Source organism: Streptomyces sp. NBC_01232 (genome assembly GCF_035989885.1).
In the GTDB taxonomy this organism is placed as follows: domain Bacteria; phylum Actinomycetota; class Actinomycetes; order Streptomycetales; family Streptomycetaceae; genus Streptomyces.
Genome location: NZ_CP108518.1, coordinates 195554 through 221054 on the forward strand (window position 1 = coordinate 195554; position 25501 = coordinate 221054).

22 protein-coding genes and 1 pseudogene are annotated in these 25501 nt (G+C 72.2%); 16 read left to right on the forward strand and 7 right to left on the reverse strand.

Annotated elements, in window-relative coordinates; translation table 11 throughout:
• Positions 1-184: 184 nt before the first annotated feature.
• Both OG444_RS00925 and puuE read right to left on the reverse strand, forming a co-directional pair.
• Positions 185-556 carry a hypothetical protein gene (locus tag OG444_RS00925; protein ID WP_327260215.1) on the reverse strand — a complete coding sequence of 124 codons (372 nt, stop codon included), beginning with the start codon at positions 554-556 and terminating at the stop codon, positions 185-187.
• A 165-nt stretch (positions 557-721) separates the two neighbouring features.
• Positions 722-1630 carry an allantoinase PuuE gene (gene puuE, locus OG444_RS00930; protein WP_327260216.1) on the reverse strand — a complete coding sequence of 303 codons (909 nt, stop codon included), beginning with the start codon at positions 1628-1630 and terminating at the stop codon, positions 722-724.
• 197 nt (positions 1631-1827) lie between these two features.
• On the opposite strand from puuE, the gene OG444_RS00935 reads away from it, so the two are divergent.
• Both OG444_RS00935 and OG444_RS00940 read left to right on the forward strand, forming a co-directional pair.
• A complete protein-coding gene (locus OG444_RS00935) occupies positions 1828-2025 on the forward strand; it encodes an antitoxin (RefSeq protein ID WP_327260217.1) in 198 nt (65 codons plus the stop codon).
• Positions 2026-2271: 246 nt separating this feature from the next.
• The gene (locus OG444_RS00940) at positions 2272-3663 is read left to right on the forward strand and encodes an NUDIX domain-containing protein (RefSeq protein WP_327260218.1); all 1392 of its coding nucleotides are present in this window, start codon (positions 2272-2274) and stop codon (positions 3661-3663) included.
• A gap of 108 nt (positions 3664-3771) precedes the next feature.
• Here OG444_RS00940 and OG444_RS00945 read toward each other — a convergent pair whose 3' ends face one another.
• From OG444_RS00945 to OG444_RS00955, 3 genes are read right to left on the reverse strand one after another with little or no spacing between them, the layout of a single operon-like run.
• Positions 3772-6129, reverse strand: coding sequence for an ABC transporter permease (locus OG444_RS00945; RefSeq protein ID WP_327260219.1), 2358 nt, complete (start codon positions 6127-6129; stop codon positions 3772-3774).
• Between the two features lie 2 nt (positions 6130-6131).
• Positions 6132-6941, reverse strand: coding sequence for an ABC transporter ATP-binding protein (locus OG444_RS00950; protein WP_327260220.1), 810 nt, complete (start codon positions 6939-6941; stop codon positions 6132-6134).
• Positions 6938-7444, reverse strand: a complete 507-nt coding sequence (locus OG444_RS00955) for a PadR family transcriptional regulator (protein WP_327260221.1) — start codon at positions 7442-7444, stop codon at positions 6938-6940. Before OG444_RS00955 ends, OG444_RS00950 begins: the two co-directional genes overlap by 4 nt.
• Positions 7445-7612: 168 nt before the next feature.
• Between OG444_RS00955 and OG444_RS00960 the strand changes: the two genes are divergently transcribed.
• From OG444_RS00960 to OG444_RS00985, 6 genes are all read left to right on the forward strand, one after another.
• Positions 7613-8893: an ABC transporter substrate-binding protein gene (locus OG444_RS00960; RefSeq protein ID WP_327260222.1), complete on the forward strand. Its 1281-nt coding sequence runs from the start codon at positions 7613-7615 to the stop codon at positions 8891-8893.
• Positions 8894-9142: 249 nt separating this feature from the next.
• A complete protein-coding gene (locus OG444_RS00965) occupies positions 9143-10867 on the forward strand; it encodes a glycoside hydrolase family 13 protein (RefSeq protein ID WP_327260223.1) in 1725 nt (574 codons plus the stop codon).
• Positions 10868-10951: 84 nt separating this feature from the next.
• Positions 10952-12283 (forward strand): ABC transporter substrate-binding protein, encoded by a 1332-nt coding sequence (locus OG444_RS00970; protein ID WP_327260224.1) that lies wholly within the window; start codon positions 10952-10954, stop codon positions 12281-12283.
• Between the two features lie 10 nt (positions 12284-12293).
• Complete coding sequence (locus OG444_RS00975; protein WP_327260225.1) at positions 12294-13634, forward strand: ABC transporter permease; 1341 nt, start codon at positions 12294-12296, stop codon at positions 13632-13634.
• Positions 13631-14575, forward strand: a complete 945-nt coding sequence (locus OG444_RS00980) for a carbohydrate ABC transporter permease (RefSeq protein ID WP_327260226.1) — start codon at positions 13631-13633, stop codon at positions 14573-14575. The genes OG444_RS00975 and OG444_RS00980 overlap by 4 nt, the downstream gene beginning before the upstream one ends.
• A gap of 205 nt (positions 14576-14780) precedes the next feature.
• Positions 14781-15398 (forward strand): carbohydrate-binding module family 20 domain-containing protein, encoded by a 618-nt coding sequence (locus tag OG444_RS00985; protein ID WP_327260227.1) that lies wholly within the window; start codon positions 14781-14783, stop codon positions 15396-15398.
• 44 nt (positions 15399-15442) lie between these two features.
• Here OG444_RS00985 and OG444_RS00990 read toward each other — a convergent pair whose 3' ends face one another.
• The gene (locus OG444_RS00990; protein ID WP_327260228.1) at positions 15443-16690 is read right to left on the reverse strand and encodes a saccharopine dehydrogenase family protein; all 1248 of its coding nucleotides are present in this window, start codon (positions 16688-16690) and stop codon (positions 15443-15445) included.
• A 103-nt stretch (positions 16691-16793) separates the two neighbouring features.
• Here OG444_RS00990 and OG444_RS00995 point away from each other — a divergent pair, with 103 nt between their 5' ends.
• The 8 genes and pseudogenes from OG444_RS00995 to OG444_RS01030 all read left to right on the forward strand — a co-directional run bounded on the left by OG444_RS00995 (position 16794) and on the right by OG444_RS01030 (position 24819).
• Complete coding sequence (locus OG444_RS00995) at positions 16794-17552, forward strand: TetR/AcrR family transcriptional regulator (RefSeq protein WP_327260229.1); 759 nt, start codon at positions 16794-16796, stop codon at positions 17550-17552.
• A gap of 52 nt (positions 17553-17604) precedes the next feature.
• Positions 17605-18501, forward strand: a pseudogene (locus tag OG444_RS01000) (APC family permease); the annotation flags it as partial.
• Positions 18502-18682: 181 nt separating this feature from the next.
• Positions 18683-20746 (forward strand): NAD-dependent DNA ligase LigA, encoded by a 2064-nt coding sequence (gene ligA, locus OG444_RS01005; RefSeq protein ID WP_327260230.1) that lies wholly within the window; start codon positions 18683-18685, stop codon positions 20744-20746.
• Between the two features lie 259 nt (positions 20747-21005).
• Positions 21006-21770 (forward strand): class I SAM-dependent methyltransferase, encoded by a 765-nt coding sequence (locus OG444_RS01010; protein ID WP_327260231.1) that lies wholly within the window; start codon positions 21006-21008, stop codon positions 21768-21770.
• Between the two features lie 185 nt (positions 21771-21955).
• Positions 21956-22474: a GNAT family N-acetyltransferase gene (locus OG444_RS01015; RefSeq protein WP_327260232.1), complete on the forward strand. Its 519-nt coding sequence runs from the start codon at positions 21956-21958 to the stop codon at positions 22472-22474.
• On the forward strand, positions 22471-23652 hold the full coding sequence (locus tag OG444_RS01020; RefSeq protein WP_327260233.1) for a hypothetical protein: 1182 nt from the start codon (positions 22471-22473) through the stop codon (positions 23650-23652). The genes OG444_RS01015 and OG444_RS01020 overlap by 4 nt, the downstream gene beginning before the upstream one ends.
• 40 nt (positions 23653-23692) lie before the next feature.
• Positions 23693-24259, forward strand: a complete 567-nt coding sequence (locus OG444_RS01025) for a matrixin family metalloprotease (protein WP_327260234.1) — start codon at positions 23693-23695, stop codon at positions 24257-24259.
• Positions 24259-24819 carry a hypothetical protein gene (locus OG444_RS01030; RefSeq protein WP_327260235.1) on the forward strand — a complete coding sequence of 187 codons (561 nt, stop codon included), beginning with the start codon at positions 24259-24261 and terminating at the stop codon, positions 24817-24819. Before OG444_RS01025 ends, OG444_RS01030 begins: the two co-directional genes overlap by 1 nt.
• 85 nt (positions 24820-24904) lie before the next feature.
• Here the strand turns inward: OG444_RS01030 and OG444_RS01035 are convergent, their stop codons facing one another.
• On the reverse strand, positions 24905-25390 hold the full coding sequence (locus OG444_RS01035) for a hypothetical protein (RefSeq protein WP_327260236.1): 486 nt from the start codon (positions 25388-25390) through the stop codon (positions 24905-24907).
• Positions 25391-25501: the final 111 nt, after the last annotated feature.

The following is a 25501-nucleotide window of genomic DNA, read 5'->3' on the forward strand; positions in this document are numbered from 1 at the left end:
TCGGGCGGCGGGTCGCACCGATCACCGGCAGCCGATCGGTGCGACCGCGTTCACGTCCCGGAGTGGTCGGTGCACATGGCAGGTACGGGACAGCCCGCGCAGCGCCTGAAGTCCGGGCAGAGGCGATCGCACATCAGGGCCGGTCAGAGCGGTCGGAGCGGCCCGGCAGTGTGCCGGCGCGGGTTCAGAGGGTCTCGCCCGTGCACGAGCTGTGGGGGCCGCAGGAGTAGCAGGTGTATCCCATGCAGCCGGTGCACAGGCCGATGTTCTCCATGCGGTAGCGGTCCGCGCAGCCACCGCACTCCACCCGCTCCCGGAGCATGGCCTCCCAGCCGGCGCGGCCGCCGAGGGCGTCGTAGGACGCGGCGACGAACTCCGCCCACGCGATGTCGTGGTCCGTCCAGTATTTGAGGTGCCAGGAGTACACGGCGAAGAACGCCTCGCCGGTGAGGAGGTGGTCGGGACCGCGCCCGTCCCGGGTCCACAGCCGGACGAGCTCCCTGATCCTGTCCTCGATCGGCAGTCCGCAGTCGAAAACCACGTGGTTGCTGTTCATTGCGGCATTATGCGTCCGGCGCGGTGAGGGCGGTCCGGGAGAGGCGAGAACCGGTCGCCGGTGTGGCCCGAACCGGTTCCGGTTCGGGCCACACCGGCGTGTCGGGGTGCGGTGTTCTCCTTCGCGGTCCTCCGGCGCCCACGGCCGGCCCGGCCGTGGGCGCCGTCAGCGCGGCGCCGGGTGCGTGGTGAGCCAGTGGCGCGCGATCCGTTCGCGCGTGGTGACCCACGCCCCGCCGCGCTGCGCGACGTGCTTCAGGAATCCGTCGAGGGCGCGGATGCGGCCGGGCCGGCCGATGATCCGGCAGTGCAGGCCGACGCTCATCATGCGCGGGCGGTCGGCGCCCTCGGCGTGCAGCGCGTCGAACGTATCGATGAGGTAGGTGAGCATGTCGTCGGCGGTCGTGAAGCCGTGGACGATCAGGAACTTGAAGTCGTTCGCGTCGAGGCTGTACGGCACCACGAGGTGCGGCCGGCCCGCCGCCTCGACGTAGAACGGCAGGTCGTCCGAGTAGTCGTCGGAGTCGTAGAGGAAACCGCCCTCCTCGGCGACGAGGCGGCGGGTACTGAGGCTCGTGCGACCGGTGTACCAGCCGACGGGCCGGCGGCCGACGAGCCGCTCGATCGTCGCGATCGAGCGCGCGATGTCGGCGCGCTCGATGTCCTCGGGGACATGGCGGTAGTCGATCCAGCGCCGGCTGTGGCTCGCGACCTCCCAGCCGGCGGCGCCCATCGCCCGTGCGGCGCCCGGGTTGCGTTCCAGCGCCTGCGCGACGGCGTAGACGGTGAGCGGCGCACCGTGAGCCGCGAGCGTGCGGTGGACGCGCCAGAAGCCGGCCCGCGAGCCGTAGGCGAACAGCGACTCGACGTTCAGGTCGCGCCCGCCGCTCACGGGCGGTGCGCCGACGAGCTCGTGGAGGAATCCCTCGGAGGCGGGATCGCCCTCCAGGACGTTCTGCTCACCGCCCTCCTCGTAGTTGAGGACGAGGCTGACGGCAACACGTGCGCCGCCGGGCCATGCGGCGTGCGGGGGCTCGGCGCCGTAGCCGATGAGATCACGCTGGTGCTCGGACACGGGCCGCACCCTACCGCCGGTCGGACGCGTGGCCGGTGGGGCGCAACGAGGCGGCCCGCTCCGGGGTACGCAACCTTGGGTGGGGGCTCGAAAGTACCCCGCTGCAACCCTCCTCCCGACGGCCACCGGCAGCAGAAGATGCGGACCCTGGCGGATGCCGGGATGCTGGATGCGCCAGCATCCGCGAGGAGGCCAAGATGTCGATGCTCGACAAGCTCAAGGGCCTGATCAAGGGCCACGAGGACACAGCCCGGCAAGGCGTCGAGAAGGCCGGCGACGCCTTCGACGCGAAGACCGGTAACAAGTACCAGAGCCAGGTCGACACGGCGCAGCAGAGGATCAACGAGCAGCTGGGATCCACCAAGCCGCCCGAGGACCGCCCGCCGCAGCCCTAGGCATTTCTGGATTCCCGTGCTCAGCCCGGATCTCCGGCCCTGCGCCCCGCCCCGCCTCGCCGCACCGGCGCAGCGGGGCGCAGGGCCGGAGATCCGGGCGAATGACGCGCAGTGGGCTTGGGTAGGGCGGTTGTTGCCGGACCGACACCACCCGGGCGGGGGGAAAGCGATCGACGTGCTCGCGTGCAAGTGCCGCACCGGTACGCCCGCACAGGCCCTTCCGCGGCCGTCCGTGGGATCCTCCCGGTGAGCGGCTCCGCCCGGCACACCGTGCCGGTCGACGTGCACCTCATCCTGCGCCGCGACAGCCTGACCGGCCCGGAGGTGCTGCTGTCGCGGCGGGCCGGGCCCGTGTACGCCACCGGCCTGTGGCATCTGCCCTCCGGGCACCTCGACCCGGGTGAGGACATGGTCGCGGCGGTGATCCGGGAGGCCCGGGAGGAGACCGGTGTCCTCATCGCGGTCGAGGACGTGACCGCCGCGGTCACCGTCCACCACCGCCCTCCCCGGGGTACCGGATCGCGGATCGGGGTGTTCTTCGAGGTACGGCGCTGGTCGGGCCTGCCCCGGGTCAGGGAGCCGGACCGGTGCGACGGCATGGGCTGGTACCCGCTCGGCGCCCTGGCGGAGCCGATGGTGGCGTACTGCCGGGCCGGCCTGGACGCCTACCGCGCGGGCCTGCCCGCCGCCGTGCACTTCCAGCAGCCCGGCGATCTCATCGAGTTCGCCCCGGACGCGGTCGACCCCACCCGCCTGCTGGCCGGGCCGTCCGCGGACGCAATGGAACTGCCTTGCCTGTTGCGGGAGTTCGCCGACCGGACCGTCGGCCCGATCACGGAGGCGGTCGACGTCTCGTGGGCGCGCCCCGGCAGCCGGGTCTGGCGCATCACCGGCTCCGGTGGTGGCACCTGGTACCTCAAGCGGCACCGCGCGGTGGGCTTCCACACCCGGGAGGTGGCCGCCTACCGGATGTGGGCGCCGGCGCTCGGGCACCACGCTCCCCGCCTCGTCGCGGCCGACACGGCGACGCAGGCCGTCGTCATCACCGCGCTGGCGGGGCGGTCCCCGCACGGCATGGTGCTGGACCCGGCGGTCGAGGTCCTCGTCCAGCGGGAGCTGGGCCGCCTCGCCGCCGCCCTGCACCACTGCACGCCGGACGAGCCGGACCAGCCGGTCTCGCCCGACCCGGCCTCGGACAAGGTCCTGCGTCACCTGGAGGCGGCCCGGCCCCACCTGGCCGACGGGGACGAGGAGCTGGTCCTCGCCGCCGCCCGCACGTACGACGGGCTCCCGCGGCCCGAACTCGTACCCACGCACGGGGACCTGCAGTACCGAAACGTCCTCCTCGCCGACGACGGCGAAGTGCGGCTGTTCGACTTCGAGCGGTCCGAGTACGCCACCCGCACCAGGGACATGGTCCGTCTGAGCGACACCTGGGCCGGCCGGCCCGAGCTCCGTGCCGCCTTCCTCGGCGGGTACGGACGGCCGCTCACGCCCACCGAGGTGGTCCGCCTGGACTGCGAGGCCGCCTTCGACTCGGTCGCCGGCATCGCGTACGGCCACAGCCACCACGACCCCGAGGTCGTCGAGCGCGGCCGTCGCACCCTGCGCCGTCTGCGCACCGCCCGGCGCCCGTGAGGCCGGCCGCATCGGGACCACCCCGGGACGCGCCGCGACCGGACGGGGACAGGCCGGGCGGCCAGGGACCGGCCTGAGACCTCCAGGAACGGGCCTCCTCGCGGAGGTTCAGAGGGTCTCGCTCAGCGAGTCCGCCAGCCTGCGCCGCGCCGCCCGTGTCGCCGGCAGCGCGGCCGCCGCCAGCGCGCCCAGCACCGCTCCGACGATCACTGTCAACAGCACGGGCCATGGCGGCAGCTGAGCAATTCCGGCACCGATTCCGCTTGATGCGCCCTGGGTGTCGACCAGCCAGCTGCCGGACAGCACTCCCACCGTCGTGCCCACGACGGCGGCTGCCAGCGCGGTCAGTCCGGCGGCCGTCACGATCATCGAGCCGATCTGGCGCGGTGTCAGTCCGATCGCCTTCAGCGCGAGCAGGTCCCGACCCCGGTCCCGTACGCCTGTACTGATCAGCGTCAGCAGCTCGATCAGCCCGATCAGGGCCAGGACCGCGATGAGTGCGGCGATCACTCCGCGCGCCGGCTCCAGCCGGTCGACGGGGTTCGGTGTCTCCCGGACCTCCAGCGCTCCGCCGTCCACCCCGGCGAGCGCGGCGCCGACCGCCCGGGGATCCGCGCCCTCGCGCAGTACCAGAGCGTGGTAGTCGGCACGCAGCCCCGGATCGCGCTCGCGCAGTGCGTCGATGGTCGTGGTGATCACCCGGCCGCCCGATTCGGGTTCGATGGTGCGGCCGACGACGTGCAGGATCTGCGGCCGTCCCTCGACGGTCATCCGCACCCACGCGCCGACCCGCACTCCGAGGAGGTCGAGCAGTCCCTGCCCGGCCACCGCCTCGTCCGGACCGCTGACCGCGCGTCCTTCCACGACCTTGGAGGGGTACGGGTCCCGGGCCGTGCCCAGCCCCCGGAGGGTGATCGTTCCGGTCTGTCCGGGCACGAGCGCCGCCATCTCGGCGCCCGGGTGGACCGTGGCGATGTCCGGGATCGCCGCGAGGGCCTGCGCCAGGTCCGCCTCGGTGGACGCCGCGGGCTGCCCGGACCGTACGGTCAGTGCCGCGGCCAGTCCCATCTGCGCGGGCCGGCTGCGGAACTGGTCCAGCGTCGACCAGGCGACGAGCGCGACCGTGATGAGGACCAGCGGGAGTGCGAGCCGGGCCACGGGCAGGAGCGTCCGGCCGCGCCGCGGGAACGCCGCGCGCCAGCCCAGTACGAGGGCGGGAGCCACGCGTACCCCGAGGGCCCGCCGGCCGAGCGCGGTCATCGGCGCGGCGGTCGGCAGCGCCGCCCGGGCCACCGGCACCGGCGGGACCCGTCCGGCCCGCCAGGCCGAGAGTCCGGTGGCGGCCGCAATGAGCAGTACGGCGCCGCAGGGGACGCCGATCATGAGCGCGGTGTGGCCGGGCAGGTCCTGCCACACGGCCGCGGCCTCGCCGATCCGCCCGGGTATCCGGGCGCCCAGCAGCGCGATCGCCGCGGTGCCGAGGGCGACGCCGAGGAGTGCGAAGGCCAGGTGCTGTACGAGGAAGCCGCGGGTCACCTGGCCGGGGGTGAAGCCGACCGCCTTGAGGATCGCGATGTCCCTGAGCTGGCCGCGTACCCGGGCACCGATCGCTCCGGCGGCGGCGAGCGCCGCCGCGAGCAGTGCGCCGAGCCCGAAGACGGCGAACATCTGGCCGAGCAGCCGGTCGTCGCCGCCCGCCTCCGCCCGTGCCTGCTGCCACTTGGTGACCTGGGCGACGCGGTCGGCGCCGAGGACGGTCACGGCGCGCTGGACGGCGAAGTCGGTGTCGTCCGGATCCTGCAGGCGCAGGCCCACGCTCTGCCCGGTCTCGCCGTGGGCGATCCCGTCGAGGGTGTCGGCGAGGATCCAGCCGATGCCGGGCCCGCCGCCCGGGTGGTAGCGGGGCTCGGCCACCTCGGCGATCCCGCGCACCCGGAGTGCGTGCGGGGCGCCGTCCGGGCCGGTGACCCGTACGGTGTCGCCCGGCTCCGCCCAGAGTGCCCGTGCGACCGAGGCCTCCAGTACGACGGCGGCTCCGCCGCCGGTGCCGGTGCCGGTGTCGGTGTCGGTGTCGGTGTCGTCGTCGGGTCCGGAGAGCCAGCTTCCTGCGGTGAGCAGTGGCCTCCCGGTCTCCGGGGGTGCTGCCTCGGCCGCGCGGAGCGACACTCCGACCCGGGCGCCACGGGACTCGACCGTCGTCGCCGCCGTGCGGTAGGGGCCGGAGACGGCTGCGACCCCGTCCATGCGGGACAGGGCGGCCGTGTCGGCCCCGGCGCGGGTGTGCAGCCAGATGTGTGCGCCGTGGGACTGGTTGAAGACGCGCTGCCAGGGGTTGGCGGCGTAGCTGAACAGTGCGCCGGCGAGCAGGAGCGAGGCGATGATCCCGGCGCTGGCCAGGACGACGAAGAGGGCTTCGCCGCGGTGTGCGCGGAAGTCGGCGTGCGCCCAGCGCAGGGTGGCCCGCACGGTCACTCCTTCGGTTCCGGTTCCAGCTCCAGGACGCCGGAGACGCCGCGGGCCGGTGTGCGTCGTCCGCCGCCGAGCTGCGCGTCGTCGGCTATGCGCCCGTCGAAGAAGCTGATGACGCGGTCGGCGGCGCTGGCCATCCGGGCGTCATGGGTGACCATCATGATCGTCTGGCCGCGCTGGTGGAAGCGGGAGAGCAGGCGCAGCACCTCGCGGGTGCCCTTGCTGTCGAGACTGCCGGCCGGTTCGTCGGCGAGCAGCAGCGCGGGGTGGTTGACCAGGGCTCGGGCGAGCGCGACCCGCTGCTGCTCGCCGCCGGACAGTTCGCCGGGCATCGACCGCTCGCGGCCTTCGAGGCCGAGTTCGGCGAGCAGTTCGGCACGCGAGGCGCGGGCGGCCTTCGGGGAGGCGCCGGCGAGCAGGGCGGGCAGTTCGACGTTGTCGGCGACGGTGAGGTTCGAGACCAGGTTGAAGAACTGGAAGACGACGCCGATGCTGCGGCGCCGCAGGACCGCCCAGCGGGCTTCCCGGTACTCGTCGACGCGTTCTCCGCCGAGCCACAGCTTTCCGCTGTCGGGGCGCTGGAGGCCGCCCATCAGGTGCAGCAGCGTGGACTTGCCGGCTCCCGAAGGCCCGGTGATCGCGACGAACTCGCCCGGCTGGACGGACAGGTCGACCCCGCGTACGGCGTGCACCGGCACGCCCTCGCCGTGGTGGGTCTTGGTCAGGCCCTCTGCGCGCACGATGGGCTCGGCGGGGGCGACCGGGTCGGCGGGCACGCCAGGAGCGGCGGTGGTGGCGTCGTCGCTCATTCCAGCTCCTCCTGGCAGCGTTCGAGCCAGTCGAGGTCGGCCTGCAGGTGCAGCATGGCGCCCTCGATCAGCAGTTGGGAGATCTTGTTGTCGCGGTCCTCCGCCGCGGCCAGCTTGGACAGGTCCCGCATCGTGTTGAGGTACTGCCGCCGCTGCTTGTTGATCAGTGCGACCGGATCTGCCAGACCCGACTGCGGTGCGAGCGCGATCTTCATGAAGAACTCGTCCCGTACCCGGGGCTCCTCGGCGGTCTCCTCGAACCAGGCCAGTACGGCCTCGCGTCCGGCGTCCGTCAGCCGGTACGTGCGCTTGTTGGGCCGGCCCGCCTGCTCGACGTCCTCGCCCTCGATCAGGCCGCTCTTCTCCAGCCGGCCGAGGGTGACGTAGATCTGGCCGACGTTGGGCTGAGGGTACGCGGCGCCCAGGAGCTTCTCAAGGTCCTGCTTCAGCTCGTAACCGTGCGCAGGGCTACGGGTGAGGAGCGCAAGGAGCGCCAGCCGCACTCGCTCCCCCTCCTTCCCGCTCCGTAGTCAACGGTTCACTCGGCAGCGGGCCGAGTTGCGCCGCTGTCCGTCTCGTCTGCCTGGGCGTCTAGTATCGCCCATGCCTAACGGGTATATATAGGCCACGATGGTCGGCGGCGCAGCCGGATCGTGCACTGGGAGGAATCTATGCGGTGGATGCGTGCCGCGGGTAGAGCTCTCCTGGTGGGAGCGGTCGTACTGGCGGGTTACACCGGTTTCGGCGTCCGCGCCGACGCGGGGACGGCCTCCGGTGCCGGTGACCGCGGTCCTCTGACGCTCGTCACGGCGGGCGATCTGACGGACTACCTCCCGCCGCTCCTCGACGACTGGAACGAGGCCCATCCCGACGAGCGCGTGACGCTCGTCGAGCTGCCCGACTCGGCGGACGAGACGCGGGCCCAGATGATCAGCGAACTGCGTTCGGGCCGTGACCGGTTCGACGTGCTGAACATCGACGTCGCCTGGACGTCGGAGTTCGCGGCGGCCGGGTGGATCTCCCCGCTGCGGCGTGACCGGTTCCCCCTGGACGCGTTCCTGCGGCCGGTCGTCGACACCGCGACTTTCGACGGGCGGCTGTACGCGGTCCCGTACGTCACCAATGCGGGACTGCTCTACTACCGCAAGGACATCCTGGAGCGGGAGGGCGAGGAGCCGCCGCGCACTTGGGACGAGCTGGCCCGCCAGGCCCGCACGATCGCTCCGGAGTACGGGCTGGACGGCTATGCCGGCCAGTTCCTGCCGTACGAGGGGCTCACCGTCAATGTCACCGAGGCCGTGCACTCGGCGGGCGGGTCGATCCTGCGCGACGACGGCGCCCGCGTGAGCGTGGACTCCGACGCGGCGCGCGCCGGGCTGCGGTTCCTCGCGGACGGTGTGCGCGAGGGCTGGATCCCCCGCGAGGCGCTCGGGTACAAGGAGGAGGAGTCGCGGCGGGCCTTCCAGGACGGCCGGCTGCTCTTCCTGCGGAACTGGCCCTACGTGTACGCGGACGCGAGCGACGCGGGGTCGAAGATCGCGGGCAGGTTCGGCGCCGTGCCGCTGCCCGGAGCCGACGGGCCCGGCACCAGCGTGCTGGGCGGGTCCAACCTCGCCGTGAGCAGCCATGCGCGGCATCCCGCGTCGGCGGCCGATCTGATCTCCTACCTGACCAGTGAACGGGTCCAGCGGCAGGTGCTCACCAAGGGCTCGCTGCCGCCGGTGCGCGCCGCGCTGTACGAGGATCCCGAGCTGGTCCGGGCGTATCCGTACCTGCCCACGCTCCGCCAGAGCGTGCTGTCGGCGGTGCCGCGCCCCAAGAGTGCGCGCTACGACCAGGTGAGCCTCGCCGTGCAGGCGGTGGCGCAGGACGTGATGGCGCTGCGCCAGACGCCCGAGGAGGCGACGGCGCGGCTCGCGCGCGAACTCGGGGCCATCTCCCGCAAGGGCTGATCGCGCTCCTCGGGCGCTGAGCCCTGCCGTTTCTCCGCTCGTCGACATCTTCACTCCCCAAGGGTTTCTACTTACATGTTAAGTAGAGACCCTTCTTCATGCATGCGGGCATTCATGCACAAACCATCCCAGCTTTGCGCTGTTTCTGGACACATCGTTGACACCTTCCGGTCGCTGCTACTTAACATGCATGCATAACAGCGCACCGATCCGGAGCGCTCTCGCATTCAGCAGACAGGTCGACGCGAGATGCTCAGCACCCTTCCGGCCGCCACCGGCCACCTCTCCCCCGCCGCTCCCGCCCCTGCCCCCTGGTGGCGTGACGCGGTGATCTACCAGGTCTATGTCCGCAGCTTCCTCGACAGCACCGGGGACGGCATCGGCGACCTGGCCGGCGTCCGGACCGGACTCCCCTACCTGCGCAAGCTCGGGGTCGACGGCATCTGGCTCAGCCCCTTCTACCCGTCGCCGCAGCACGACCACGGCTACGACGTCGCCGACTACTGCGGGGTCGACCCCGTCTACGGCGACCTCGCCGAGTTCGACCGGCTGGTGGCCGACGCCCGCCGGCTCGGGCTCAAGCTCCTGCTCGACATCGTCCCCAACCACTGCTCCAGCGAGCACCCGTGGTTCCGGGACGCGCTCGCCTCGGGACCCGGCAGCGCAGCGCGCTCGCGGTTCCACTTCGCACCCGGCCGCGGCCCGGACGGGACGGAGCCCCCCAACAACTGGCGCGCCATGTTCGGCGGACCCGCCTGGAGCCGGATCACCGAGCCCGACGGCACCCCCGGTGAGTGGTACCTGCACCTCTTCACTCCCGAGCAGCCGGACCTGAACTGGCGCGACCCCGCCGTGGGGGACGACTTCGAGCAGGTGCTGCGGTTCTGGCTGGACCGCGGGGTCGACGGTTTCCGCATCGACGTCGCCGCCGGACTGTTCAAGCACCCCGCGCTGCCCGACTCCGACGACCCCGGAGCGGACGAGCGGGCCCGCGACGCCGTCAACCAGCTGGCCTGGAACCGGCCCGAGGTCCACGACGTGTGGCGGCGCTGGCGCTCGGTCTGCGAGGAGTACACCGCCCGGGACGGTCACGAGCGGCTGCTGGTCGGCGAGGTGTCCGTGCCCACCGCACGCGAGCACGCCGAGTACGTCCGCCCCGACGAACTGCACCAGGCCTTCTTCTTCGACCTGCTCAGCGCACCCTGGGACGCGGACGCCTTCCGCGCGACGATCACCGAAGCGGTGCGCGACATCGCCGGCACCGGCTCCACCGTCACCTGGGTCCTCAACAACCACGACCAGGTCCGCACGGTCACCCGGTACGCGGGCGAGCCCGGGGTGGAAGGCAGCGGACTGGGAGCCGCCCGCGCCCGCGCCGCGGCCCTGCTGATGCTCGCGCTGCCCGGCGCCGCCTACGTCTACCAGGGCGAGGAACTCGGACTGCCCGAGGTCCTCGACCTGCCCGACGAGGTCCTCACCGACCCGATCTTCCTGCGCACGGGCAGCCGCAAGCACGTCCGGGACGGCTGCCGCGTGCCCCTGCCCTGGTCCGGGCACGCCTCCCCGTTCGGCTTCACCGGGGACGCGGCCGGCGCCAAGCCGTGGCTGCCACAGCCCGAGTGGTTCGCCGAGCACGCCACCGACCGCGCGCTGGCCGACACGCGTTCCTTCTGGCACCTCTACCGCGACGGCCTACAGCTGCGGCGCACCCTGCCGCAGCTCGGCGACGGCGCCCTGCGCTGGCTGGACGCTCCCGCCCAGGTACTGGCGATGGTCCGCGGCGACGGCCTGGTCTGCGCGGTCAACTTCGGCACCGAGCCGGTACCCGCCCCGGTACCCGGGACGGCGCTGCTCGCCAGCGGTCCCTGCCCCGACGGTGTCCTGCCCGCGGCGACCGCCGCCTGGTGGACGGCCGACTGCCCGGCCCCTGCCCCGGTCCTTGCCCCTGCCCCTGCCCAGATCCCCGGCGCCTGACCCACCGGTTCTCCCCGTTCCGCTTCCCAGTGCGGTCAGGGCCCGCCCCCCGGGGCACCTGACCTCCACGAAAGGACCCCTCTCATGCGACGACCCAGCAAGGCGACCCGACGTACCGCGGCCACCGCATCGGCGGCCTTCGCCCTCGCCCTCGGCGCCACCGCCTGCGGCAACGCCACCGGACCGGCGAGCGGCGGCGAACTGAGCGGCCAGACCGTGACCGTGGCCGGCGTCTGGACCGGCAGCGAGCAGAAGAACTTCAAGAAGGTCCTGGACGCGTTCACCGAGAAGACCGGTGCCAAGACGGTCTTCGTGCCCTCCGGCGACAACGTCTCCACCTTCGTCGGAAGCAAGATCGAAGGCGGCAACGCGCCCGACGTGGTGATGGTTCCCCAGGTGGGCGTGCTCCAGCAGTTCGCCAAGGAGGGCTGGCTCCAGCCCCTTTCCGACCAGACCACCCGCACGGCCGGCTCCACCCTCGCCCCCGTGTGGAAGAACTACGGCACCGTCGACGGCACGTACTACGGCCTCTACTTCAAGGCCGCCCACAAGTCGACGGTCTGGTACGCCCCGGAGGCCTTTGCCCAGGCCGGCGTCAACGAGCCCAAGAGCTACACCGACATGCTCAAGGCCGGCCGCACCCTCGCCGACTCCGGCCGCCCGGCCTTCGCCATAGCCGGCGAGGACGGCTGGACCCTCACCGACTGGTTCGAGAACATCTACCTCTCCCAGGCCGGGCCGGAGAAGTACGACCAGCTCGCCCAGCACAAGCTCAAGTGGACCGACGAGAGCGTCGTCAGGGCGCTGACCACCCTCGGAGAGCTGTTCAAGGACAAGCAGCTCGTCGCGGGCGGTGCCCAGGCGGCGCTCGGGACGGACTTCCCCTCCTCCGTCGCACAGGTCTTCGGCCCCGAGCCCAAGGCGGGCATGGTCTACGAGGGCGACTTCGTCGGCGGCGTCGCCAAGGACCAGTTCGGCAAGAAGCTCGGCACGGACGCCAAGTTCTTCCCGTTCCCCTCGGTCGAGGGCGGCAGGCCGCCGGTCGTCAGCGGCGGCGACGCGGCCGTCGTCCTCAAGGACGGAAAGAACAGCAAGGCCGGCATGAAGCTGCTCGAGTACCTGGCCGGCTCCGAGGCGGCGGAGGTCTGGGCCCGGGCCGGCGGCTTCCTGTCGCCGAACAACCAGGTCGACATCGCCTCGTACGGCGACGACATCACCCGCAGCACCGCCAACTCGCTGATAGCGGCGGGCGACTCGATCCGCTTCGACATGTCCGACCAGGCCCCGGCCGCGTTCGGCGGGACCAAGGGAGCGGGCGAGTGGAAGCTGCTCCAGGACTTCCTGCGCGACCCGTCGGACCCGCAGGGCACGGCCGCGAAGCTCGAGGCCGAGGCCGCCAAGGCCTACGGGAACTGAGGCGACTCTCATGGCTGACACCCTGACCGCCGCCCGCGGCGACATCGCCGACGGGCGGCGCCGGGCCCAGCGGAGGAAGCGCCGCCTCGCGGTCGTCTTCGTCCTCCCGGCCCTGCTGCTGCTCGGCGCGCTGGTCGTCTATCCGGTCCTCTTCTCCTTCGGCCGCAGCCTCTTCGACGCCGACGGCACCCGTTTCGTGGGCGCCGGGAACTACGCGGCGATCGTGCAGGATCCGGCCACCCTCAAGGCGATCCGCAACAGCGCGCTCTGGGTCGTCGTCGCCCCGACGCTGCTGACCGGACTCGGTCTGATGCTCGCCGTGCTCACCGAGAAGGTGCGCTGGGCGACCGCGTTCAAGCTGGTGCTCTTCCTCCCGATGGCCGTGTCGTTCCTGGCCGCGGGCATCATCTTCCGGCTCGCCTACGACCAGGACCCGGACCGGGGCGTGCTCAATGCCGCCGTCGTCGGCGTCCACGACAGCTTCGAGGACTCGGCCGCCTTCCCGACGGCCCGGGCCCGGGAGGGCCAGGGCGTGACCGGGAGCGCGGGCGGCCCGTACAGCACCGAGGGGACGCTGCGTCCCGGCAGTTCGGTCAGTCTCGGGTTCATAGGGGTGGCACCCGGCTCGATGCCCGCCGCAGCGAAGGCCGCGGCCACCGCTGCTCCGGTCGCGGACGCGATCGGGGGCGTCGTCTACCTCGACTTCGCCCCCGGCGGCGCCGGTACGCCGGGCAAGGTCGACCCGGGCGAGAACGGGCTGCCCGGTATGACGGTCGAGGCGGTCCGGGACGGCGGACGGGTGGCCGCGACCGCCGTCACGGCCGACGACGGATCGTTCCGCTTCACGGGGCTGGCCGACGGCGACTACACCGTCCGGCTGCCCGCGGCCAACTTCGAGGCCCCGTACCAGGGCGTGAACTGGCTCGGTCCGGCGCTGGTGACACCGGCCATCATCGGCGCCTACCTGTGGGTGTGGACCGGCTTCGCGATGGTCCTCATCGGCGCCGGCCTCGCCGCCATCCCCCGGGACGCGCTGGAGGCCGCGCGCATGGACGGCGCCTCCGAGGGCCAGATCTTCCGCAAGATCACTGTGCCGCTGCTCGCTCCGGTGCTCACCGTCGTCTTCGTGACCCTGGTGATCAACGTGATGAAGGTCTTCGACCTCGTCTACATCATCGCGCCCGGACCGGTCCAGGAGGAGGCGAACGTGCTGGCCACCCGTATGTGGCTGGTCTCCTTCGGCGGCGGCAACGACCAGGGGCTCGGCAGCGCGCTCAGCGTGGTGCTCCTCCTGCTGGTCGTCCCGGCGATGGTCTTCAACATCCGGCGTTTCCGAAGGAGCGGATCATGAGCGGCCCCAGCACCATCGAGCGCCGGCCGCCGCGGCGGCCGTCGGCGGTCCGCCCCGTCGCCGGCCCGGCGGCCACGCCTCCCCGGCCCGGCCGCCGCGGCGGGGGGCGGCTGTCGCGCCTGCTCAGCAACTCCCTCGTCCAGGGCGCGCTGATCCTGGTCGCCCTCGTATGGATCACCCCGCTCGCGGGCCTGCTCATCTCCTCCATGCGCTCCGAGGGCGACAACGCCTCGGACGGCTGGTGGACCGCTCTCACCGACCCGGCCCAGCTGTCCCTGGACAACTACGGCGCCCTCCTGAAGGATTCGGGCATCGCCGCGGCCTTCGGGAACACCGTCCTGATCTCCGTACCCACCACCGTCCTGGTGGTGGCCATCGCGGCCCTCGCCGGATACGCCTTCGCGTGGCTGGAGTTCCCCGGCCGGGACGCCGTCTTCCTGGTGGTCGTCGGACTGCTGGTCGTACCCGTGCAGATCGGGCTGCTGCCCGTGGCCAAACTCTTCGGCGCGGTGGGGCTGTTCGGCACGGTCGCGGGCGTCGTCCTCTTCCACGTCGCCTATGGACTGCCGTTCGCGATCTTCCTGCTGCGCAACTACTTCGCCGAGATTCCGCGAGAGATGCTCGAGGCCGCCCGGATGGACGGCGGCAGCGAGTGGCGGATCTTCTCCCGGCTGGTGCTGCCGCTCGGCCGCCCGGCGATCGCGAGCCTGGCCATCTTCCAGTTCCTGTGGGTGTGGAACGACATGCTGGTGGCGCTGCTCTTCGCCGACAGCGAGTCCCAGCCGCTCACGGTCTCCCTGCAGTCCCAGATGCGGCAGTTCGGCAGCAACATCGGCGTCCTGGCCCCGGGGGCCTTCCTGTCCCTGGTGGTCCCGCTGATCGTCTTCTTCGCCTTCCAACGGCACTTCGTCCAGGGCGTGATGGCGGGCTCGGTGAAGTAGCCGCGCACCCGCCCCGGCCCCCGTCGACGCAGCCGTCGGGCCCGGACCCGCACCCGCGGGTCCGGGCCCGACGCCGTTCGGGGCGACCGGGATCCAGGTCGGATCTGCGAACGGCTGGAAGATTTCTGCAAGTTGCCGCAAGAACTTGCAGAAGTGGATAGGCTGCTGCCACCCACCGCACTCCGACCGAAGGGACCAACTCCCCATGCAGGGACCGAAGAGCAGACGCGCCGGTGTCATCGTGGTCGCCCTGGCCGCCGCACTCCTCCCCTTGGCCTCGCCGTCCTCCGCGGCGGACACGCCCTCGACGTCACCCGTCCGGTTCCAGGTCACGACCACCACCGGCTGGGGCGACCAGGTCTTCGCCGTCGGCAGCGATCCGGCCCTCGGATCCTGGGATCCGGCCCGCGCGCTGCCGCTCGACGCGCACGGCTATCCCGCATGGGACGCCGAGGCCCTCGTGGGCTCCGGCTCGTCCGTCGCGTACAAGTACCTGGTGAAGGGGGCCGACGGAACGATCACCTGGGAGGCCGGGCCGGACCGCAGCTTCCGGCCCCGGCCCGACACCGCCCTCACCACCCGGGACACGTTCCGGCGCACACCCGGCACGCCGGCCTCCGGCATCGCGCCCACGTGCGTCACCTGGTCCGAGACCTGGCGCTACACCTCGGTCTTCAACGGCTGCGGCGACACCCGCGGCCTCCAGGTCCTCTACCAGGACGGCAGCAGTTCGCCCTGCCGGGAGGTCGCCGCCGCCACGACCGCCACCTTCGCGGGATACGGCCCGCACGAGAACCACCCCGTGGCGGTCAACCACTGCTGACCGTCCCGCACTTGTCCGCGACCGGCTCCGCCGCGTCGGCGCGGTCAGAGGGTCGCTGTCGGGGTGTCGCTCTGTTCGCGCATCGCCCAGGGTGACCCGTACGCGGTGAGCAGGTCGAGGAAGGGGAGCGGCGGGAGCGCCTCGGGGCCCAGTACGCCGGCCTGCGACCAGACGCCGGTGGCGAGGAGTTCGAGGGCCACCACCGGGTTGACGGCGGTCTGCCAGACGACGGCCTGGGAGCCGTACTCCCGCATGGACCACTGGTTGTCGACCACGTGGTAGAGGTAGACCTCGCGGGGCAGGCCGTCCTTGGTGCCCTTGACCCAGGTGCCGGCGCAGGTCTTTCCGGTCATGCGGTCCCCGAGCGTCGCCGGATCGGGCAGGCAGGCGGCGACCACGTCGCGGGGTGAGACCCGCACCTCCGCGCCGTCCTCGCCGCGGACCGCGACCCGGTCGGTGGAGTCCAGGCCCAGGGCGTGGAGGGTCTTGAGCTTGCCGATGAAGTCGTCGCCGAGGCCGTACTTGAAGGTGACCCGGCGGGCTCCGACCCAGCGGGGGACGAGGAGGACCTCCTCGTGTTCGACGTTGACGCACTCGACGGGGCCGATGCCCTCGGGGAAGTCGAAGACCTCGGGCTCGCTGAAGGGCTCGGTGGTGAACCAGCCGCGCTCGCGCTCGTAGACGACCGGGGGGTTCAGGCACTCCTCGATCGTCGTCCAGATGTTGAAGGACGGGGCGAAGTCGAACCCCTCGACGGCCAGGTTCGCACCGTCGCGGATGCCGATCTCGTCGATGTCGTCGAAGAGGGTGTCGGCCGCGTAGCGGGCGAAGACGTCCGAGAGCCCGGGCTCGACGCCCATCCCGACGAGCGCGAGGCGGCCCGACTTCTCCCATTCCTCGGCCCGTTCGAACTGCTCGTCACCGAGCTTCACGCCGCATTCGCCGTGCGGGCGGTCCGGGTGCGGCCGGGAGAGGGACATGGCCATGTCGAGGTAGTGGCTGCCCGCCGCCAGCGCGGCGTTGAACAGGGGCATGACGAAGCGCGGGTCCGTGGCATTCATCAGGACGTCGCATCCGCTCTCGGTGAGCAGCCGGGTGACCGCCGCCTCGTCGGAGGCGTCCACGCGGCGGGCGCTGAACCGCTGCTCGGCGCCGCCCAGGGCCGCGACCGCCGCCTCGGCGCGGGCCAGATCGTAGTCGGCGACGACGAAGTGGTCGAAGAAGTCGCGGCGGGCGGCGATCTTGGTGATCGCGCTCCCGACACCGCCGGCACCCACAAGCAGAACACGCATGGCGAGGTCCTTTCTCTGCGAGGCGTGCGCCTCGGGGGACTGATGGAACCGGGCGCTCCGAGTTAAGGTCAATGGTGTTGGCATAAGGATGGGAGAGTGCCCGATGGCGAAGGACGTGGTTCCGGAAGAGGCCCGCAGGCGGCGGCGTCCGACCCGGCAGGGGACGGTGCTCTCCGAGCGCCTGATCGTCGAGACGGCCCTGCGGATGGTGCGCGAGCACGGCAGCGCGGGCCTGTCCGCCCGGCGGCTGGGCGCCGCCCTCGGCGCGGACCCCAGCACCCTGTACCGGTATTTCGACGGCATGGACGGCCTGACTCTGGCCATCGGCGAGGAGCTGATCGGCCGGGCGCTCGCCGGCTGGGTTCCCACCGGGCAGTGGCGCGACGACCTGCGCTCGCTCGGGCTGCGCATCCACGGCGCCTACCTCGCGCATCCCCAGGCGGCGCTGCTGACCGCGAGCCGGGTGACCGGCCGGCCGCGCGAGATCGCCGCCGACGAGGCGATCCTCGGCAGCCTGCGCAGCGCGGGATTCGCGGACGGGGACGCCGTACGGATCTACCACGCGTACATCGACCAGTCGCTGGCCTTCGCGGCGCTCGACGCGGGTCCGCTCGCGCTGACGGAGAAGGCGCGCGAGTCGGACGAGGAGAGGTGGGAGTCGACGTACGCACGGCTGCCGGCGGACGAATACCCGAACATCGCGGCCACCGCCGGGCTGCTGGCGGCCCGCATGCCGCACAGCGCCTACCCGGTCGCGCTGGAGATGCTGCTGGACACCGCCGAGAGGCAACTGGCCGAGGCGGCCGGGAGGTCCGGGGGCCGGCCGGCAGCCGGGGGCAGGGACGCGGGGCGGCGCGGCTGATCCGGCGTACTTATGCCAACACCATTGACCCTCTGTGCGGCGTACGGGTTTCCTCATCGCATCCGCTTTCTACTACCTGAACAGGGCCGACCCCGACTGCGGCACGACCTTTTCGTGGGTGACGCGTGCGCTCGGTCCCACGGCCGGCTGGCTGGGCGGCTGGGCGATCGCCATGACCGGGCTCCTGGTGGTCGGCTCGCTCGCCGACGTGGCCGTCCATTTCGGCCTGCTGGCCGTCGGCCTGGACGGCTGGGCCGGTGACACCCTGATCCGCCAGGCACTGACCGTGCTGGTGATCGTGACGATGGCGGCGCTGTGCGTGCGGGACACGCAGGCCGCGGCCCGCCTGCAGAAGGTCCTCGTCCTGCTGCAGACCCTCTGCCCGTTCGCGTTCGCTGCCGTCGCCCTCTACCGGTCCACGCCGGCACCGGGTCGCTCGACGCGCCGCGGCCGTCCGTCGGCTGGCTCGACCCCTTCGGGGCGGGAGGCACGGCGCTGACCGGCGGGCTGCTCCTCGGCGTCTTCGTCTACTGGGGCTGGGAGTCGGCCGTCAACCTCGCCGAGGAGACGGCGGACCCTTCCTCCACCCCGGGCAGGGCCGGCATCTGGTCGACCGTCGTCCTCCTGGCCGCCTACGTGTCCGTGGCCTTCGCCGCCGTACGCCGGCACCGGCTATCTCCCCGCACACGCCGACGCCGAGGAGGCCGTCTTCGCCTCCCTGGCCCGCGAGGCACTCGGCGGATGGGACTGGACCGTTCTCCTCGCCGTCGCCACCTCGGCACTCGCCTCGACCCAGACGACGATCATCCCGGCCTCCCGCACCGCACTGTCCATGGCCCGCCGACACGCCCTCACCGGCATCGCCTGCGCGGTCTACCACCGGGGCCGGCTGACCTCGGGGGTGCGCGCGTTCCTGTTCATCGGCGCCGGACCCCTCGCCGGAGCGGGTCCACGAGGGCCCGGACGACGGGCCGAAAGCATCGCGGCCCGGCTCCCCCGGCCCGCTGGACGGCGCCGAACCCGAGGCGGGCGGGCGGGCCGTGACAGGACGGCGGTGAGGGGGCGGCGGTCAGGGGGCGGCGGTGAGGGCTCCGGGGCGATTGTCAGTGCCTCGCGAGAGGATCACTCCCATGACGAACCTTTCCGCCGTTGAGGCGCTGTCCAGCATGTCCGGCCGGTCCGAGTACGAGGCCGCGCTCGAGCGCCTGCGCGCCGCATCGGGTGCGTACTACGCCGACGGCGACAGCTCGATGGACGACGCGACCTACGACCGGCTCCGGCTCGCCGTACTGGCCTGGGAGGAGCAGCACCCCGAGGACGTCGCCGCCGACTCCCCCACCGGACAGGTCGGCGACGGCGTCGCCCCGGCCGGTGACGTCGCGCACACCACCCGGCTGCTCAGCCTGGACAACGTCTTCAACCCCGAAGGCCTGCTGTCGTGGGGCGAATCCCTGCAGCGCCGGCTGGGCGCCGCTGCGGCCGGCGGGTTCACCGTCGAGCCGAAGCTGGACGGCGCGGCCGTGGCGGCCCGCTACCGGGCGGGGCGGCTGGTGCAGATCATCACGCGTGGCGACGGCAGCAGCGGCGAGGACATCAGCCACGTCATCGGGCAGATCGAGGGCCTGCCCGAGCGGTTGGCGGTGCCCGCCACCTTCGAGGTGCGCGGCGAGGTGCTGTTCACCCAGGAGCAGTTCGAGACCGCGAACGCGGTCCGCACCGCGCACGGCGCGCAGGTCTTCGCCAACCCCCGCAACGGCACGGCCGGCACCCTGCGGGCGAAGGACCGCCCGTACCGGCTGATGATGACGTTCTGGACGTACGGCGCCGTCGAGCTGGACGGGGAGGCGTTCCTGCCCGTCGGGGGCACGCACGCCGAGGTGCTGGCCGCTGTCGCCGCGGCCGGAGTGCGGACGACCGCGGACACACCGGCCGGGCTTCACGTGGTCGCCACCCTCGCCGAGGCTCAGCAGCGGGTGGACGAGATCGCCGCGATGCGCCCCGGGCTGCCGTTCGGTATCGACGGTGTCGTGATCAAGGTCAATGACCCGGCCGAGCAGCAAGCGGCAGGCCTGGGCAGCCGTTTCCCCTACTTCGCCGTCGCCTTCAAGCTCCCGGCCGTCGAGCGGCAGACCGTGCTGGAGGATGTGGTGTGGGAGGTCGGCCGGACCGGCGTGCTCGCCCCGACCGCCATACTCGCACCCGTCCTGATCGACGGGTCCACGGTCACCCGGGCCACGCTCCACAACCCGGCCGACATCCGGCGCCGCGATCTGCACCTGGGCGACACGGTGACCGTCTACAAGGCGGGCGACATCATCCCTCGCGTCCAGGCCGCCGTGGTGGCGCTGCGCCCGGCCGGAGCGACGGAGGTGCCGCTCCCCCAGGAGTGCCCCAACTGCGGCGGAGAGATCAACAAGACCCAGGAGCGGTGGCGCTGCGCACAGGGCGCGGCCTGCGCCCTCCCGGCCCTCATCGAGTACGCCGCCGGGCGCGAGATGCTCGACATCGACGGGCTCGGCAAGACGTACGTGAAGGCCCTGGTCGATGCCGGAGACGTCACGGACGTGGCCGATCTGTTCTTCCTGACCCTCGACCAGCTCACCACCGCCTCCGGCAGCGCCAGGCGTGCCGCGAAGCTCGCCGAGCAGATCGAAACGGCGAAGACCCGCCCGCTGAGCCGCGTCGTCTGCGCACTGGGCATCCTGGGGACCGGGCGCAGCATCTCGCGCCGCATCGCCCGGCACTTCGGCACGATGGACGCGGTCCGCGGGGCCGATGCCACGGCCATGCAGGCCGTGGACGGCATCGGCCCGGAGAAGGCCCCGGTGATAGTCGACCAGATCGCCGCCCTGGCTGCGGTCATCGACAAGCTCGCCGCGGCGGGGGTCAATATGACCGAGCCTCAGGAGCCGGCCGAGGCACAGGGATCGGGTCCGCTGGCCGGCAAGGTCGTGGTGGTGACGGGGAAGATGACCGGAGCGCTGGAGGGCCGGGGGCGGGACGCCATGAACGTCCTGATCGAGAAGGCGGGCGGGCGCGCGGGCAGCAGCGTCAGCGCGAAGACCTCCGTCCTGGTCTCCGCGCCGTCCGCGAACGGCAAGCCGAGTTCGAAGGCCGTGAAGGCCGCCGAACTCGGTGTCGAGGTGCTCACCCCGGAGGCCTTCGCCGAACTGGTCGCCGACTTCCTGGACTGACCGGCCTGTTGCCGCGGAGGGACGCGCCGACGGCGCGTCCCTCCGGCCGGTCGTCCGGCCGGTCGGCCGTACGGTCGTCCGTCCGGTCCGCCGTGCGGAGGCTGCCGGGCCGGGACATCACCGGTCGTTGAGCCGGCGGCGACGGGGGCGAAGTAGGCTCCCCGGCGGGGCGGGCCGGGCAGGCGGTCCTGACCCTGCCGCCGAAGGTGATGCGGAATGTGCGTGTGAACGCGCCCTCCGCCCGACCACAGGAGACCGTATGGCAACAGCGACCGACCACTACGAAGACCTGCTCGCCGACCAGTACACCTGGATGCTCGGCGGGGACATCACCTCTCTGGCCGAGGGACAGGCCTCCCTGCTGAAGGGCCTCGGCGTCCTCCCCGACGAGGGTCACGCCGAGGCGGGCGGCCACGCGATCGACCTCGGCTGCGGGCCCGGCGTCCAGTCCCTGGCCCTGGCCGCCCTCGGGTTCAGTCCTGTCACCGCCGTCGACACCAGCGGAAAGCTCCTGGCCGAACTCACCCGTTGCGCCGGGGAGAACTCCCCGATCCGCCCCCTGAACGCCGACATCCGTACCGCCCTGCCCCGGATCGCGGCCCCCGGAACAGCAGCGGCGGTCCTCTGCATGGGAGACACCCTCCCGCATCTGCCCACGCCGTCGGACGTTCCGGCCCTCCTCGCCGACGTCCGTCGGGCGCTGGCCCCCGGCGGCCACCTCGTCATCACCTACCGCGACCTCAGCGCACCCCTGGAAGGCACCGACCGTTTCCTTCCCGTGCGCAGCGACGAGAACCGGCTGCTGACCTGCTTCCTGGAATACGTCGACGAGGACACCGTGATGGTCCACGACCTCCTCCACACCCGCGCCGACGGTGGGTGGACCCTGCGCACCAGCAGTTACCCGAAGCTGCGGATCCCCGCCGAGCGGCTGGCCGCCCAGTGCCGCGAGGCCGGCCTGGAGATCTCGCACGAAGCCGCCGGCGCGCGGGGCATGCGCGTGCTCCACGCCCGCAAGCCGTAGCGGCCCTCCCCGCCGCACCCTGCCGATCGCAGACGGGCCCGGGATGTGACCTGTCGTCACATCCCGGCGTCCGGAGTGCGGTGCGGCGATCGCGGACCTGGGGCCCGGGACCGGACTCGAGGCCGGACGCGGGGCCGGACGCGGGGCCGTCGGAGCGATGCCTGCGCCGGGGATACCCTGAGGTCATGCCAGCCCTGAACTCCCCCGCACCGGGCCCGCTGCGCCTGGAACCCGTGACCGGCGACAACTTCGACGCCGTCTGCGCGATACAGGTGCGACCCGACCAGAGCCACCTCGTATCCCCCGTCGTGAAGTCGCTCGCCGAGGCGTACGTGCACACGGCGACCGCCTGGCCGCGGGCCATCGTCGACGGCGACGAAGTCGTCGGCTTCGTGATGGCCTTCCACGACATCGTCTGGGACCCGGCCACCGACCCCGCCGACCGGCGCAGCGGCATCTGGCGCCTGAACATCGACGCACGCCACCAGGGCAAGGGGTACGGCCGCTTCGCCGTCCACGCCACCACGGAGGAGATCCGCTCCCGCGGCATCCACGAGGCGTACGTCTGCTGGGACACCGGCGACAACAGCCCCGAGCCGTTCTATCTCGGCCTCGGCTTCAGTCCCACGGGCGAGCTCAGCGGCGGCCAACGCGTGGCCCGGCTCGCTCTCGCCCCGAACGGCCCGAGCCCGGCGACGAGTTGACGGCGATCCCCCCGGTCCTGACCCTCGAGGAGGCCAAGGACCTCCAGAAGATGCTCCCGGCCGAGATCGGGCCGGGGCTCGACGAACGGGAACTCGACCGGATCGAGGAGCGGTTCGGCTTCAGGTTCGCGGCGGACCATCGCATCTTCCTCGCCGCCGGACTCCCGCACGGGACTCGGGCCTGGCCCGACTGGCGGGGCGCCGATCCCGCCGAGCTGGCCCACCGGCTCGCCGGCCCGGCCGAGGGCGTGCTCTTCGACGTGGAGCACGCCCGCTTCTGGCATCCCGACTGGAGAGCGAGACCTGCGCAGACGTCCGATGCCCTTCGGCTCGCACGGGCCGAACTCGCGGCCGCTCCTCCGCTGGTCCCCGTGTACGGCCACCGCTACCTGCCCGCCACGGCGGGCGAGTGGGGCCACTGCGTCCTGTCCGTCCACCAGAGCGACATCATCGTCTACGGGAACGACCTCGCCGATTACATCCGGCACGAGTTCGCCGGCCGGGCAAGCGGCCTTCCCACCCGTCGATCGACCGTCCGTTTCTGGTCGTACTTCGTCAATGGCAGGCCGGGGATCAACGTCCGTGCGCCCACACCTCATACCCCGTACGCCGTCAGTGCGCAGGAGGCGGTCGAGTACCTGCGGATGCTGGCGCTCGAGCGCCTGATCGGCCGTCGGCTCCATCCGCACCACCTGATCGAGGCCGCGCTTGCGGCACTGGTGCTGGGCGTCGAGACGGAGTCTCTGGTGCTGCTCGCCGGTCTGACGCGGGCCGGGAGCGAAGGGGCCGATACGCTGTTCGACCGGGCACTCGTCGAGCTGGGCCTGGCCGAGGGCCTTCCCACCGATGACACCGACCTGCCGTGGGAGTCGGCCCGCTGGGAGCTCGTGCGCTGGTGGCTCCGGCTGATCGTGAACGGCAGCATGGCTCCCGCCGACGGTGGGGATGTGATCGTGCACGAGGGCTGGGAGGCTCTGGCGCACCCGCGCGCCCTTCGGCCGCTGGTCGACAGGGTCGATGCGTACCACGGCCGGGGGGCGAACCGGGCTGGCCAGGGGGTGCAGTTGGCCGCTGCCATCGTCGCGGAGGCGGGGCGTCTGCTGGCGGCCGGTCCCTGGCCACCGCCGGATCGACCCGGTCCGGCAGAACGGAAATCTTCCGTCCGGAGCGGGTGCTGAAACGATCGGCCCCGCCACCCGGTGTCCTACCGTGGATGGGATGAAGAATCTCGTCGCCGGCCTCACCGCGGCTGCCGCCGTACTGCTCCTCGCTCCCTCCCCGGCGCACGCGGCGGTGAACCCCGCCCCGTGCACCGCGAAGTCGGGCCCGGACGCGACGGAAACCCGCGCGGACAGTTCTGTGGACGACGGTGAGATCCGGTGGACCGACCGGACCGGCTACGACGACGCCTTCAAGTGGGCGGTCGCGAAGTGGCAGTACCCGGGCTCGAGGATCAAGATCGTCGCTGATTCGGCCATCACCTCGAACGACCTCGAGTTCACCGACTATTCGAGCGCCTCCGACGTGGCCGCGGCGAAGTGGGAACGGCGCCCCGGGACCGGGGCGACGGACTACATCAGGTTCAACAGGGCCAAGATGTCCCGCTACGACGCGGACACACGGCGGGAGGTGGCCGTGCACGAGCTGGGGCACGCGCTCGGGCTGTGCCACAAGAGCGACGGCGGGTCCACCTACGTCCGGTCGATCATGTGGACCGGCGCCCACTCGCTCTTCACCCTTCCGCAGGACGTGGACAAGGCCAACTACCGGAAGCTGTGGGGCTGATGCACACGAAGGTATGGACGTTCGGCGGACTGGCCGCCGGCTGCCTGCTCGCCGCCGGGGGCTGGGTCGTGGCTGCCGGCCGCGGCGAGGTGACGACCTCGATGATCTGTGCGGCGGACCTCTCCACGGACACCGGGGTCGCCTCGGCGGCACGCGGCATCGCCCTCGTCGAGGGCGTGCGCACCGGGCCGTACCAGGAGGACGAGAGCACGCAGCCGGGAGCGTTCCTGACGACCGAGGTGAAGGTCCTGAACGTGGTGAAGGGCCGGTTCCCGGCGGTGCTGTCCCTGACGCAGGGCGTCAAGGGCGGCGGCAGCCCGGGCAGGTACGCGACGGAGGACCCGGACCGGTACGCGGTGCTGGAGCCGGGCAAGCGGTACGTCATCGCCGTCCGCTTCGGCTCGACGATGGGCGAACCGGGTACCGAGGCGTGGGTGTCGCACGCCGAGCCGTTGCGGCGCGGCATCGACGGGGAGATCTCGCACTGGAGAACCGCTGTCGCGGACAGCCCGAAGGCGGCCACCCCCGCCGAGTGCAACGACGTGTTCAGTCCGGGCTGACCGCCGCGGCCCGGTCCGCTTCCGGTGCACGGCACTCGGGGCGGACGGCGGACGGCGGCTCACCGGCCTGTCCGACGCAGGCGCTTCACATCGATTGCGGCTCGGCCAGGAGGACCACCCGATCGGCCCGGACGTCGAAGCCGAGTACCGGGTGGCCGTGAGCACCCTCCGGATCCATCAGGACCGGCTTGCCCAGGAGCCGCCCGATCTCCTGCAGGAAGCCGCAGAACACGTCAAGTCGTTCCTGCCCCTGCAACTCCCTCAGGTCGACGTCGAAGTCGATCACCTCGTCGTCATGGAAGCGGAAGATCGCCAGGACGTCCGGATCCGGCCGGACGCGCAGTTCCGGGCACTCGGCGTCCGCCGGGCGGGACAACACGGTCTCCGCCCGGGGCAGCGGCAGTACGGTCGCGCCCTCGGAGTACCGGCACGCCCAGCCCCTCGCCCCGACGAGATCGAGGACCGCCTGCCAGTCCCCCACCGAACAGTCCGGGACGCGCACGTCCGGCAGCGACCCCATCGAGTCGGGGTCGAAGAAGCACTTCACGTCACCCCACAGAAGATCGCTCACACCGCCATGCTGCCCGGGTGCTCGATCGAACGCAGCCCGGTTTCCTGCCTGCGGGCGGCCAACGGCCAACGGCCGGCGGTCCGGAAAACGGGATGACAGCGCGGCAGACCG

Bases quoted from the DNA above. Each gene is read 5' to 3' on its own strand.
- OG444_RS00925 (WP_327260215.1), bottom strand. From the start codon at position 556: ATGAACAGCAACCACGTGGTTTTCGACTGCGGACTGCCGATCGAGGAC.
- OG444_RS00935 (WP_327260217.1), top strand. From the start codon at position 1,828: ATGTCGATGCTCGACAAGCTCAAGGGCCTGATCAAGGGCCACGAGGAC.
- OG444_RS00950 (WP_327260220.1), bottom strand. From the start codon at position 6,941: ATGAGCGACGACGCCACCACCGCCGCTCCTGGCGTGCCCGCCGACCCG.
- OG444_RS00960 (WP_327260222.1), top strand. From the start codon at position 7,613: ATGCGGTGGATGCGTGCCGCGGGTAGAGCTCTCCTGGTGGGAGCGGTC.
- OG444_RS00965 (WP_327260223.1), top strand. From the start codon at position 9,143: ATGCTCAGCACCCTTCCGGCCGCCACCGGCCACCTCTCCCCCGCCGCT.
- OG444_RS00970 (WP_327260224.1), top strand. From the start codon at position 10,952: ATGCGACGACCCAGCAAGGCGACCCGACGTACCGCGGCCACCGCATCG.
- OG444_RS00975 (WP_327260225.1), top strand. From the start codon at position 12,294: ATGGCTGACACCCTGACCGCCGCCCGCGGCGACATCGCCGACGGGCGG.
- OG444_RS00980 (WP_327260226.1), top strand. From the start codon at position 13,631: ATGAGCGGCCCCAGCACCATCGAGCGCCGGCCGCCGCGGCGGCCGTCG.
- OG444_RS00985 (WP_327260227.1), top strand. From the start codon at position 14,781: ATGCAGGGACCGAAGAGCAGACGCGCCGGTGTCATCGTGGTCGCCCTG.
- OG444_RS00990 (WP_327260228.1), bottom strand. From the start codon at position 16,690: ATGCGTGTTCTGCTTGTGGGTGCCGGCGGTGTCGGGAGCGCGATCACC.
- OG444_RS00995 (WP_327260229.1), top strand. From the start codon at position 16,794: ATGGCGAAGGACGTGGTTCCGGAAGAGGCCCGCAGGCGGCGGCGTCCG.
- ligA (WP_327260230.1), top strand. From the start codon at position 18,683: ATGACGAACCTTTCCGCCGTTGAGGCGCTGTCCAGCATGTCCGGCCGG.
- OG444_RS01010 (WP_327260231.1), top strand. From the start codon at position 21,006: ATGGCAACAGCGACCGACCACTACGAAGACCTGCTCGCCGACCAGTAC.
- OG444_RS01015 (WP_327260232.1), top strand. From the start codon at position 21,956: ATGCCAGCCCTGAACTCCCCCGCACCGGGCCCGCTGCGCCTGGAACCC.
- OG444_RS01025 (WP_327260234.1), top strand. From the start codon at position 23,693: ATGAAGAATCTCGTCGCCGGCCTCACCGCGGCTGCCGCCGTACTGCTC.
- OG444_RS01030 (WP_327260235.1), top strand. From the start codon at position 24,259: ATGCACACGAAGGTATGGACGTTCGGCGGACTGGCCGCCGGCTGCCTG.